The organism is Flavobacterium xueshanense, from assembly GCF_900112975.1.
GTDB lineage: Bacteria > Bacteroidota > Bacteroidia > Flavobacteriales > Flavobacteriaceae > Flavobacterium > Flavobacterium xueshanense.
The window spans coordinates 370,358-382,791 of the sequence record NZ_FONQ01000002.1 but is presented as its reverse complement, the minus strand read 5'-3'; the positions used below and the strand labels follow the sequence as shown (position 1 = coordinate 382,791).

The 12,434-nt window shown below is 36.4% G+C and carries 9 protein-coding genes; 2 read left to right on the top strand and 7 right to left on the bottom strand.

Going from position 1 to position 12,434, the window contains the following annotated elements; all coding sequences use genetic code 11:
• The first annotated feature begins 9 nt into the window (after positions 1 to 9).
• Positions 10 to 522, top strand: coding sequence for a DUF2480 family protein (locus tag BMZ76_RS03905; protein ID WP_091203403.1), 513 nt, complete (start codon positions 10 to 12; stop codon positions 520 to 522).
• Between the two features lie 205 nt (positions 523 to 727).
• On the opposite strand, the gene BMZ76_RS15860 is transcribed toward BMZ76_RS03905, so the two are convergent.
• From BMZ76_RS15860 to hflX, 3 genes are all read right to left on the bottom strand, one after another.
• Positions 728 to 898 (bottom strand): hypothetical protein, encoded by a 171-nt coding sequence (locus tag BMZ76_RS15860; RefSeq protein WP_167547413.1) that lies wholly within the window; start codon positions 896 to 898, stop codon positions 728 to 730.
• Between the two features lie 148 nt (positions 899 to 1,046).
• Positions 1,047 to 1,253 carry a hypothetical protein gene (locus BMZ76_RS03900; RefSeq protein WP_091203402.1) on the bottom strand — a complete coding sequence of 69 codons (207 nt, stop codon included), beginning with the start codon at positions 1,251 to 1,253 and terminating at the stop codon, positions 1,047 to 1,049.
• Between the two features lie 261 nt (positions 1,254 to 1,514).
• Positions 1,515 to 2,765: a GTPase HflX gene (gene hflX, locus BMZ76_RS03895; RefSeq protein ID WP_091203401.1), complete on the bottom strand. Its 1,251-nt coding sequence runs from the start codon at positions 2,763 to 2,765 to the stop codon at positions 1,515 to 1,517.
• 722 nt (positions 2,766 to 3,487) lie between these two features.
• Here hflX and BMZ76_RS03890 point away from each other — a divergent pair.
• Positions 3,488 to 5,602 (top strand): glycoside hydrolase family 97 protein, encoded by a 2,115-nt coding sequence (locus BMZ76_RS03890; RefSeq protein WP_091203400.1) that lies wholly within the window; start codon positions 3,488 to 3,490, stop codon positions 5,600 to 5,602.
• Positions 5,603 to 5,936: 334 nt separating this feature from the next.
• Here BMZ76_RS03890 and BMZ76_RS03885 read toward each other — a convergent pair whose 3' ends face one another.
• From BMZ76_RS03885 to BMZ76_RS03870, 4 genes are all read right to left on the bottom strand, one after another.
• Positions 5,937 to 6,401: an FKBP-type peptidyl-prolyl cis-trans isomerase gene (locus BMZ76_RS03885; protein WP_091203399.1), complete on the bottom strand. Its 465-nt coding sequence runs from the start codon at positions 6,399 to 6,401 to the stop codon at positions 5,937 to 5,939.
• Between the two features lie 89 nt (positions 6,402 to 6,490).
• Positions 6,491 to 7,846, bottom strand: coding sequence for a DUF5689 domain-containing protein (locus BMZ76_RS03880; RefSeq protein ID WP_091203398.1), 1,356 nt, complete (start codon positions 7,844 to 7,846; stop codon positions 6,491 to 6,493).
• Between the two features lie 10 nt (positions 7,847 to 7,856).
• Positions 7,857 to 10,790, bottom strand: coding sequence for a carboxypeptidase-like regulatory domain-containing protein (locus tag BMZ76_RS03875; protein ID WP_449756307.1), 2,934 nt, complete (start codon positions 10,788 to 10,790; stop codon positions 7,857 to 7,859).
• A 371-nt stretch (positions 10,791 to 11,161) separates the two neighbouring features.
• The gene (locus tag BMZ76_RS03870) at positions 11,162 to 12,373 is read right to left on the bottom strand and encodes an MFS transporter (RefSeq protein ID WP_091203397.1); all 1,212 of its coding nucleotides are present in this window, start codon (positions 12,371 to 12,373) and stop codon (positions 11,162 to 11,164) included.
• Between the last annotated feature and the right edge of the window lie 61 nt (positions 12,374 to 12,434).

Sequence of the window (12,434 nt, the reverse complement as noted above, 5' to 3'; positions counted from 1 at the left end):
AAAAATGGTATGGAAGATGAAATTATAAATAAAGTTGCCAATAGTATTTTGGTAGTTTTTGATCTTGAAGATTATTATCCAACAGGGATTCGCACACAAATAGATATTTCGCAATGGCTTTTTGATGGATTTTTATTAAAAGAAAAAGATTTTAGATCGGAATTAAAAAAGCACGATTGGTCCCAATACCAAGATCAATATGTGGCAATAAATTGCAGTACCGATGCTATTGTACCGGCTTGGGCTTCTATTTTGGTTGCGATTCAATTAGCGCCATTTGCAAAGAAAATTATCAATGGAACTTTGGAAGATTTAGACGCTTCACTTTATGAAGAATTACTGTCTGAAATTGACTATTCAGTTTATGAAAACAAGTCTATTATCATAAAAGGATGCTCCAGAAAACCGGTTCCGATGCGGGCTTATGTTTTAGCTGCCCAATATTTACAGCGTTTTGCGCGAAGCATTATGTATGGTGAAGCGTGCTCCGCAGTTCCACTTTATAAATCACCTGGCAGGTAATTTTAAATTTATTTTCTTAGAAAAGCCTTTCAATTTTTGAAGGGCTTTTTGTTTACTCTTTTTTTTGCTATCAGCGATGCAAACGTTAAAGATTGTCTTTAAATTTAAGTAGATACTCGCTGCAAACGATCTCCATGAATGAGGACGGACGAGAGCCAGTGAGTTCCGTATCAGAAAACGTGAACATTAACGCGTTAATCGATATTTAATTTTTGATAAAATATATTAATTCACCAAAACTTTTACCTGCTTCATATATTGCTAAAATACTCAGTGAAACGCCTAAAATTATAAATTGCATTTTACGCTTTCCCTTTGCAAGATAATCTTTAGATTTTTGTATCAACTCTTTCATTTGCATTTCTAAAACATTCATAATTTATAGTTTTAAAGTTTATGTGAAATACTGAAAATATTCTATTTCAACGATTGGTGTTACAAACGTTATGATTTGTTTCTTAATTTAAGTAAGTACTTGTCACAGATTACTGAACGTGAACAAACAAGTGCCAGCAACATTATTTTTAGTTATTTGAAACCGTTTTCTTTTTTTCAAAGTATATTTTAATAAAACAAATCAAAAGCAGTAAAATACCTGAGATAATTTTAAAATATGATTTTTTATTGAAATCATAAGAAAAATCATTTAAATCTAATGACAACAATCCCATTAGTAAAAGAATTCCGCCAATAGTTAATAAAAATCTTGTAATTTTATTTTGCGATTTCATAAATATTTTTTTATTCTCAAATATATTGATTTTTTTTTACAAATTGATTTTGAACAATGTACAAGCATTTATATTCACGAGAGCCCGCATGAAGGATGGAAGCGAAAATCCTTTTATATAGTCCCGAAACCTCGGGACTACATAAAAGATTGCAGCGAACAGCCTGACGCAGCTGCAACGCAGAGAAAGCTGGGGCATGCCCAAAAAAAATCCCTCTTGAAATTTCAAAAGGGATTGCTGTATTTTATGTTTAAGAGAAAATTATTCGATTTCTTCCTCGTCTTTTTCTTCTTTTTCCACCGCGTCTTTATAATCCGGATATAAAAACTTATTGTACGGAAAACGGGTGATGTGAATGTGTCGTACGGCTTCGTAAACGCGTTCTCTGAATTCCTCGAAATTTTCTTTCTTGGTAGCCGATATAAATAGAGCATTTTGCTCGCCTACTCTGCTCATCCAGGTCGATTTCCATTCTTCCAGCGTGTAATGTCTTGGCGTTTTTTCGGTCATTAAATCATCTTCATCAATGGTCAGATGCTTGTAAGCGTCAATTTTGTTGAAAACCATAATTACCGGTTTTTCATTCGCTTTGATGTCTAACAACGTTTGGTTTACTGATGCAATATGATCTTCGAATTCAGGATGTGAAATATCAACTACGTGTAATAACAAATCGGCTTCGCGAACTTCATCCAGCGTACTTTTGAAAGAATCAACCAGCTGTGTTGGCAATTTTCTAATAAATCCTACAGTATCCGAAAGCAAGAACGGCAAATTTTTGATGACTACTTTCCGAACAGTGGTATCCAAAGTGGCAAAAAGTTTATTCTCTACAAAAACATCACTTTTCCCTACGGCATTCATCAAGGTTGATTTCCCAACATTAGTGTATCCCACCAAAGCCACACGAACCATAGCGCCACGATTGCCGCGTTGTGTTCCCATTTGCTTGTCGATACTTTTTATTTTTTCTTTCAATAATGCGATTCGGTCACGAACAATACGTCTGTCGGTTTCAATCTCCGTTTCGCCGGGTCCACGCATTCCAATTCCTCCTTTTTGACGCTCAAGGTGCGTCCACATTCCAGAAAGTCTTGGTAATAAATATTGGCATTGTGCTAATTCTACTTGCGTTCTAGCATACGAGGTTTCGGCACGTTGCGCAAAAATATCCAGAATAAGGTGTGTTCGATCGAGGATTTTACATTCCACAATGATTTTAGAGATATTTTTTTGCTGGGAAGGCGACAATTCATCATCAAATACCAAAGTCGAGATATCGTTTTCTTTAACGAATTGATGTATTTCTTCAATTTTTCCAGTTCCAACAAAAGTCTTGGGATTTGGACGTTCCATTTTTTGCGAAAAACGTTTCACCACTTCACCTCCTGCGGTAAAAGTCAAAAATTCCAATTCGTCAAGATACTCCTTAAGTTTCTCTTCACTTTGGTTTTGAGTTACGATACCAACTATAGCCGTTTTTTCGAAATTTATTACTTCTTTTTCTAACATATTTTTGAATAAGCTACAAATTTAATGATTTGCTTTGTACTTATGAAGTTATGTGTTTATAAAAAATTAGAAGCCGTGAATAATGATAGTTTTTGTGTTGAGCCAAAAATTATACTATTGAAATGTTTTCCAAAAATAAAATAAATTCAGCCATGTATTTCTACAGATGAAACTGCGATTTTACTCCAGAACGAGAAAAGTTTTGCCACAGATTAGCACAGATTAAACGGATTTTTCTCTTGGCGATAAATAATCTGCGAGTATCTGCCACATCTGTTTTATCAGCGGGCTAAAGTGCTTATTTCCAAACAAAAATTTTGCCACAAATCAACATTTGATTTCAAAAAAAATCAGTGAAAATTCGGGTAATTCACGGTTAAAAAAATTTTAAAAAATTTGGAGCATTGATGGTTATTTTAAAATTATTGTTTTTGACTTGCTTACATTAAATACTAGTTCTGTTTTGGTAGTTCAACATCATTTGAAAACAGTTTCGGAAATACTTTTGGCTTATTAACAGATAAATTGAACAAAACAGTACATCATTTCAAATTTTATTTGACTGCAAAGAGTGTGAAATAAACAATAAAGAGGTTACTTTTGCTTTCACACTTTTAGAATTTGTATTAAAACCGTTGCGTTTTTAAATAAATCAATTTCTTAAAAAAAATTCCGAATGCTAATTCCAAATTCGGATTAATTATTAATTTATATTTTAAAAAATGAAGCAATTTCTTTTCACAGCCTTTGTATGGCTCGCTTTTTTTAACCCTGCCAAATCGCAGCAGCTAAAATCCCCAAATGGTAAATTTGTAATGGAGTTTACATTATTAAATGACGGAACTCCAAGTTACAGTTTAGATTACAAAAGTAAAGCAGTTGTCAAACCCAGCAAATTAGGTCTTGAATTAAAAAATGACAAAAAATCACTATTAAATGACTTTACTGTCATTGACACCAAAACGGCAACTTTTGATGAAAGCTGGAAACCAGTTTGGGGTGAAGTAGCCAGAATTCGGAATCATTATAACGAACTGGCAGTAACCTTAAATCAAAAAGAAACAGACAGACAAATTGTTATTCGCTTTCGTTTGTTTGACGATGGTTTAGGATTTCGTTACGAATTTCCTTCGCAAAAAAACCTAACTTATTTTGTAATAAAAGAAGAAAAAACGCAGTTTGCCATGACTGGCGATCACACGGCATTTTGGATTCCAGGCGATTATGACACTCAAGAATACGATTACACAACCTCAAAATTGTCAGAAATTAGAGGTTTGTCAGAAAAAGCAACGACCGCAAATGTTTCTCAAAAGTCGTTTTCTACAACAGGAGTACAGACTTCGCTGATGCTAAAAACGGCGGATGGCTTGTATATCAATTTACATGAAGCGGCATTAGTCGATTACTCTTGCATGCATTTGAATCTCGATGATACAACTATGGTTTTTGAATCGTGGTTGACACCAGATTCCAACGGCGATAAAGGATACATGCAGGCTCCACATCATTCGCCTTGGCGCACCATAATTGTTAGTGATGACGCAAGAGAAATTCTAGCTTCAAAAATAACATTGAACTTGAATGAACCCTCTAAAATTGAAGATACTTCATGGATAAAACCTATTAAATATGTGGGTGTTTGGTGGGAAATGATTACCGGAAAAAGTTCTTGGGCATACACGGATGAGTTTCCAACGGTACAACTTGGCGTGACTGATTTTTCAAAAGCAAAACCAAATGGAAAACATGGCGCAAACAATACCAATGTCAAAAAATACATTGATTTTGCAGCTAAACACGGTTTTGATGCGGTTTTAGTCGAAGGCTGGAATGAAGGTTGGGAAGACTGGTTTGGACACTCCAAAGATTATGTTTTTGATTTCCTGACGCCGTATCCCGATTTTGATCTGAAAGGCTTGCATGAATACGCCAAATCAAAAGGCATTAAAATGATGATGCACCACGAAACTTCGGGTTCTGTGCGTAATTACGAACGCCACATGGATAAAGCGTATCAGTTTATGAAAGACAATGGGTATGATGCCGTAAAAAGTGGTTATGTTGGTTCTATCATTGAAAACGGTGGAAATCATTATAACCAATTTATGAACAACCACTTTCAATACGCAATAGAAAAAGCAGCCGATTATAAAATTATGGTGAATGCGCACGAGGCGGTTCGTCCAACTGGTATTTCCAGAACATATCCCAATTTAATTGGTAACGAAGCCGCAAGAGGAACAGAATATCAATCTTTTGGCGGATCTAAACCTAATCACGTAACGCTATTGCCTTTTACACGTTTAGTGGGCGGACCGATGGATTACACACCGGGAATTTTTGAAATGGATTTAAGCAAATTGAATACTGACAATAATTCTCATGTGAACAGCACGATTGCCAATCAACTGGCATTGTATGTAACGATGTATAGTCCGTTGCAAATGGCGGCTGATCTACCAGAAAATTATGATCGCTTTCCGGATGCTTTTCAGTTTATCAAAGATGTAGCAGTAGATTGGTCTGACAGCAAATACCTTGAAGCAGAACCAGGGCAATATGTTACTGTGGCTCGTAAAGCAAAAGTGACTAACAACTGGTTTATTGGGAACGTAAATGGCGATACGTCTCGAACCTCAACCATCAAATTTGATTTCTTGGAAAAAGGAAAGAAATATACGGCCACGATTTATGCTGATGCAAAAGATGCGCATTATAAAACCAATCCGCAAGCGTATACGATTCGCAAAATGACCATAACCAATAAATCGAAACTGAAACAACTCAGTGTTCCGGGTGGAGGTTATGCCATTAGCATCGTTGAAATTAAATAATAATAACCCGTTGGGTTTATTTCAATTTGTTTAATTTTTTAACCACATAGAAACATAGATTTTAACATTATTTAAGGCGTTTCACTTTTTCAGAGAAAACCATAGCTATGTGAACCCAAGAATTAGGCTATCCTACTCTTTTTTTCTATGTTTCTATGTTTCTATGTGGTTCAAATTTTTTATTAAAGATTAATTGAAATTTTTATTAATTACACCCAACGAGTTAATAATAATAATTTGTATGTTGTAATTCATTTTACCACATAGATTCATAAAACAAAAAGGGCTGCCTAGAAAATCTAGACAGCCTTTTTTGTTTTATAATATTCTTAAACTAATTTACTTTAATCAGCCTGACATCGAAAATAATAACAGAACCTCCTGGTATAGGCCCACCTTCATAGCTTCCATAACCAAGATGAGCAGGAACTAAAAGAATTCCGCTTCCTCCCTCTTTAAAATAAGGAATGCCTTCTGTCCAGCCTTTTATGACTTGATTTAATCCAAAAGAAATACCTTCCGCCTTACTTTGATCAAAAACATCTCCATTTGTAAAATACCCTTTGTACGCTACTGTTACGTTGGATGAAGCTGTTGGTTGAACACCATTTCCTGCTTCATTAACCACATAATACAAACCTGAATCGGTTTTTGTGGCAGTCAATTTATTTTTGGCAATGTAATCCACGATTTCTTTTTCGTTTTTGGTTACATAATCGACTGATTCGGTTACTTTAGTTTTGCCTTTTGCACAAGACATAAAAAGAGTTAGGACTAGAGCAATTAAAGTGTATTTCATCGTATAATTTATTTAGAGAGGCAAATATAATACAATTACAATTGTAGTTGTGGCTAAAAATGACCTCAACTCCTTTCTTTCAATAAAAATCATTTAATACCAAAAACCTGAACGTCATCTACTTGAAAAGCACCATCCAAAGCTAGATTTTTCCCCGAACCGGTATATTTAAAAGCAATGTTAATTTTGCCTTTGTACGAAGATAAATCTACTGCGCCACTTCCTATAAATTGATACCAAGGTGTGGCTTGCTTGGGCAAATTAACGGCTAACGGAACCCAAGTTGCGGTAGCAAAATTCAACCCGTCAAAATTACCGGAAACATATACTTCCAAAGAATTTAATTGGGAATCAACGTCTAAATGATGTTGAGCCGATCTAAAAGATAAGACTTCTTTCGTGTAAACATCCATATCTATTTTAGGCGAAATCAACCACGCTATATTTGAAACAACTTTAGTTCCAGAAATATTAAATTCGGCATACCCGTTTCCCGAATAAACTGTGCCTTTCCAGAATAGCGTTCCTTTCTGCACCAAATTTGACCATCCCGGAAGACTTAATTTCGATTTATCAACCACGGTTTCGAAATTTTCAGCGAAGAAGGGAACCAGTCGAGTTGCGGTCATCACAACATCTTTTTCGGAACGGGGCAATAATTGGTAATCCGTCCCGTATTTCGTCAAAATTCCCCTTACTTTTCCGCTACCTTGCGGAACTATTTTACTCGCAAAATCAGAGAAACTACTGGTCCTAAAATACACTTTATTGCCTAATTTATCTATTAAACCCCAATTGGTAGCGCCGCCCACGTTATTGGCTTCCTCAAAATAATGTCGTCCTACAGCTTCGGCTGAAAATTGAACGTCAGACAATTCGACCAACGTATTCAAATTAGCATCGTTCAGCAATTCCGACATGATTAATGACCGAACCAGAACCTCTTCCTTTACGTTTGTACAAGACGCATTCAGCACTTTTTTATATTCATTTTGCGAAAGCCGTCCTACTCCGCCTTCATTATAGGAATTCACAAAAATACTTCCGATGCGCATGCCACCGAACGAAATATCCGTGTATTGGTTTTTCAACTTTATGTATACTTTATTGCCCAATCTATAATCAATATACAAATTTGTAGCATCCACAGGAACGCTAAATCCTATGGCTGGCGTGGTGGCTGTTGCCAAAGTCTGAAAGGAAATTGACTTGAAAAAGTTCCCCGATTCATCGCTGGAAACCACATACGCCTCGATGACATCATCGTATTTGTATTGCGTTACAATGGCATTTGCAACCGCATGAACTTCGCTCACTGTTTTATTTGTAACTAAATCCTGTTGTGTACAAATGAGTTTTGGGGCCGCAACCTCATCTGTTACACAACTGCCAAATGTGATTATTATCAGTAAAAACAGAAAGGTTTTGTAGAATGTTGATTTCATATACTTTAATTTACAGGTTGATATAAAGATTCACGAAATACGTTCTGCCGTATCCGTAGAAATATTTTGGCCCAAAAGAAGGTGTGCCACTGGAAACATCCTGATTAATTTGTCTGAAATTGGCATTTCGGGCTTGTTCATAACCGCCCGTTTTATAGGTAACATCAAGTACATTATTGATGCTGGCAAAAACTCCAACATTCTTACCATAAATGCGCCATGATTTTCCACCCACAAGATTGAATAACATCGTTGGATCAAATTTTTCTTGTTTTAATAGCATTGCTGCCCGTTCTTCGGTTGCTTCCGGAAAATTAAAACCACTTGCGGGATTTTTATAAAATATTTCGGTTCTGGAAATGGGTGAGATATCAATATAACTGTTGGTGAGGTAATTTACATTTGCGCTAATCCACCAATATTTTGGATCTCGATATTCAATTCCCACGGAATAGGCTCGTTGTGGCATCCCCGCTTGCTTGTAATTTTTGAGTGAAGCCATTCCAAAATTAAAAATCGGACTGGTATTTTCTGAAGTTGCTTCAGCATCGTTTGTCAACGTCACTCTTGGATTGCTGTCATAAATATATTCCCCAAAGGCCGCCGAAAAAGTGGTTTTAAATGTTTGTGTCAATTGGTATTCCAAACTAAATTCTGCACCCACATTCTTCTTGTTCAATTGCGTCAATGTTTGGCTAACAAATGCATCAGTGTTTAAATAACCAGCGCCATCATCAAAAATTCCTTCGGCATAAAAAAAAGAAATTTGAGTAGCGTTCTTAATTAGAGAATAATACGCTGTTAGTCGGGCTTTGAGTTTTGGGGAACGATAGATATAACTGACGTCCAGACTACTGATATTTTCACTTTCGAGTTCGTCAACAATGGAATTATTCAAACGGGAATTAGCAAAAGTATTTCTTAATGAGGGTGCTTTGGTTAAATGTGCCGCATTGAAAGTCACCAACTGTTTGCCGGAAATTTTCAAATTAAATCCGGCTTTGAAGCCAAAGTTTTCAAACGCTATTTTTTCGCTTTTCCCGAAGGAATTGGTTTCATAGATTCCGTTTTTGTACAAACCTTCCCTTTGATAATCTGCTCTGCAAAAATTTTGCGCCAGATAAAAATCCACTTTACTGTAAGTGAATTTAAATTGCGTAAACGCTTCTAAAGTATTGGCAAAACAATTATAATTGTATGCGTACGTATCTCCAACGACCACTTGTCGATCTGGATTATTCAAATCAGACTGGGATTGATTCCCGCTATAAAAAGCATCAATATCTTCAAAATAAGAACCGCCAAGCAAGTCCAACAATTTTTGTGAGTTATGAGATTTTAGTTTTTTGAAAGACGCTCCAACATTCAGAAAGATATTTTCTGATAGTTGCGCACTCAAATTTGTTGTAGCCACCGCCGTTTCATCCACTACTTGATCTTCATACAAAACGTACTTGCTTTTTGTAGGCTCATAACCTGAAATAGTTCCATTGGAATTCAAAACTGGATTTTGATTGGCTTGGTACAATGCCTTCCAATCGATTTGAGAATGGGCTAAAAACTCCGCTTTACTTTTCTCCGCATTTTCATAATCCGGCGTGAACTCACCCGAAAATTCTCCGTTATCCTTTGCATAAAGGGAGCTGTAATAACTGGGCATTTTTCTGTAATACGTAGGATCAGGACTATTCGCATTTTGATAATCAATGTTGCTGTTGGCAATTTTCCCAAATTGATACATTACACTTGAATTCAAATTGATTTTATCATTAATTTTAAAATAATGATTTAGCATTATCGTGGGTTCTTCAATCGTTTTTATGCGGGCATTTCTTTTTATACCATCTTGAAAACCCCAATAGGAATTGTAATTTACGTTCGTCAATTGCGTAACTTCAGCAGTGTTTGGAGAATTTTTGGCTCTGGAATTGGGCGTGTACATTGCCGTCAGATTTAAGGAATGCTTCTCGCTTAACTTTTTTTCCAGACTTATAAAAAAAGAATTTGCATCATAAATTGTTCCTTCAAAATAGCCTTCCTGCGCCCAGCGCTTTCCTGCTGACACAACAAAAGCCCAGCCACGAGAATTCATTCCGGAAGCATGCGTTGCCATCGTGCGCCAACTGTAATTAGTGTTGGCTGATGAAAATGAGATTCGGGAACCGGGTCTGTAAATAGAAGCCCGCGTATTGATTTCCTGCGTTCCTAAAATTCCGCCAAACGTATAATCCGAAGGTGCTGTTCCGAGCGTGAATTCCTGATTGCGGAGTGCGTCATTCAATCCGCCCCATTCGCCCCATTGCGGTCTTCCGTCATAAATTTTATTCATGGAAACGCCATTAATCATCATCGTGGAATGCTCGCTGTCTAATCCGCGAACTCTAAAACGGGCTTGTCCCCAATTGAAAGCGGCGGCTTGCAAAAAAGCATCCCGGGAGGATTGCAAGAGACCGGAAGTACTTTCGGAACTACTGTTGTCCTCACCAAAATCACTTTCGATAAGAGTTATGATACTGTTTTGTTGTTCCGTGGATTGGTCTTCTTCTAAAGTTATGGTTCCTAGATCCAACATTTGTCCTTCAGTAATTTCGACCGGATACAACCCATCTTTGAATCCCTGACTGTGCACCAGAACCAAAATATTTCCTTCGGGAACAGTATCAAAACTAAAATTACCATCGTCTTTAGTGAGTTGCATCAAGGTAGTATTTTGAATACTGACGACCACAAAACCTAATGAATTTTGGGTTTTTGAGTCCACGACTTTTCCAAAAAATCCTGTGTTGTTTTGTGCAACACTACATCCAATATGAACGATAAAGAAAAATGCAACGTAAAATTTGTTCATAGATGCAACGGATGATGGTTTATATTTTTTAAAAGCTGAAAATCCAATAAGTAGTTCAATCGCTACAATCACATGTAACGGTTGAACTACAAACATGAAAACATTATCCGAAATGGGATAACGTTAAAATAATTAAAATTGAATTTTGGAAAAAGTGGTATAAACCTTAAATACGATACTGCCAACTAAGTGGTATTTTGCATGCAGTATCAAATCAAAATAATCTATGAAAGAATTATAATGTTAAATGTATAAAAAAAATACTAACATATTGATTTTCAATGAAAATATTTTTATTGAATCTATTTTAAGGGAAAGTTCTTAGGAAATAGAAACGAATTTAATAGCCCTGATGGCAGCAAGTATCCTTTCCAGTCCTGAGCTTTTTCAGGACTGGAAAGATACTGCGAACAGCGGGAGAATTTATTTTTATGGAAACGAAATATAGTGCTCCTAAATACTTCTATCTATTCGATTGCTTTGATTCGGGACACCATTAAGGAGATAAGAATTCCAAAAATACCGATGAATGCGAATGAAAATCTGAGGCTTGATAGCTCCGCAATGTACCCGATAATTGGCGGACCCATAAGAAAACCTAAGAAACTGACGCTGGAAACTGTGGTCAAGGCTACGCTGGGCGATACGTTGGGGGTTTTTCCGGCAACACTATATACCGTGGGAACGATGGTGGAAACTCCCAAACCAACAAACATAAATGCGATGGTTGCTGGAATGACAAACGGAAAAAATACTGCTGTAAAAAGTCCAGCTGATATCATGATTCCGCTGATTTGTAAGACCGTTTTTCGTCCAAATTTACGGATCAGGCCATCTCCTAAGAAACGTCCGCCGGCCATCATAATCATAAAAGAAGTGTATCCCAGAATGAATAATGGTCCAGGCGCTTTGATGACATCTTTGAAATAAACACCGCTCCAGTCGAACATTACGCCCTCGCTGGCCATGCAACAGAATCCGATTATTCCCAACCAAATTAGCGCGCTATCCGGTTTTGAAAAAAGTTTTTTCTTTTCGGCTTTGATGGTTTCTTTGGCTTTTATTAAAAATTTATAATTGAACGCCATCATCAAAAACACGATTCCGCCAACAATGAGAAAGTGAATGTAAGGTGTTAACTTAAAAGCAAGCATTCCTAATCCTACTAATGCTCCCATAAATCCGGCAAAACTCCACATCCCATGAAAAGAGGACATAATGGTTTTTTTGAAAAGCACTTCGGTGTAAACGCCTTGTGTGTTTACGGCAATATTAGATAGATTTCCAAAGATTCCAAACACGAATAATCCCAATGACAATTGCCAAGCCGCCGCAGCTAAACCTAAATTTGTCATGCTAAAAACATATAACAAAAGGGAAAATATTAAGATTCTGTGGCTGCCAAAACGAGTGACTAATTTTCCCGAAAAAGGCATTATCACTAATTGACCTAATGGCAAAGCGAATAAAATACTTCCCAAATCGCCTTCGCTGAGGTGTAAAGCGGTTTTTATATCCGGAATTCGGCTGGCCCAAGTGGCAAAACACAAACCCATGCCAAAATAAAACATGGAAACAGCCCAACGAATTCGGTTCAAATAAGAAACCTTAGCGTCTTTGTAAGTTTTTTTGAATTTGGCTTTCGTTTTTGACCTTCCTAAAAAGTTTAAATCTATCAAAGTGATTTATTTTAGCATTTATTGGGTCAAAATTACAAAAAGCAATCATTAGTTGTGTCAA

What these genes read in the sequence shown, in the direction of transcription:
- BMZ76_RS03905 (WP_091203403.1), top strand. Translation starts at nt 10, where the DNA reads ATGGAAGATGAAATTATAAATAAAGTTGCCAATAGTATTTTGGTAGTT.
- BMZ76_RS15860 (WP_167547413.1), bottom strand. Translation starts at nt 898, where the DNA reads ATGAATGTTTTAGAAATGCAAATGAAAGAGTTGATACAAAAATCTAAA.
- BMZ76_RS03900 (WP_091203402.1), bottom strand. Translation starts at nt 1,253, where the DNA reads ATGAAATCGCAAAATAAAATTACAAGATTTTTATTAACTATTGGCGGA.
- hflX (WP_091203401.1), bottom strand. Translation starts at nt 2,765, where the DNA reads ATGTTAGAAAAAGAAGTAATAAATTTCGAAAAAACGGCTATAGTTGGT.
- BMZ76_RS03890 (WP_091203400.1), top strand. Translation starts at nt 3,488, where the DNA reads ATGAAGCAATTTCTTTTCACAGCCTTTGTATGGCTCGCTTTTTTTAAC.
- BMZ76_RS03885 (WP_091203399.1), bottom strand. Translation starts at nt 6,401, where the DNA reads ATGAAATACACTTTAATTGCTCTAGTCCTAACTCTTTTTATGTCTTGT.
- BMZ76_RS03880 (WP_091203398.1), bottom strand. Translation starts at nt 7,846, where the DNA reads ATGAAATCAACATTCTACAAAACCTTTCTGTTTTTACTGATAATAATC.
- BMZ76_RS03875 (WP_449756307.1), bottom strand. Translation starts at nt 10,790, where the DNA reads ATGTTTGTAGTTCAACCGTTACATGTGATTGTAGCGATTGAACTACTT.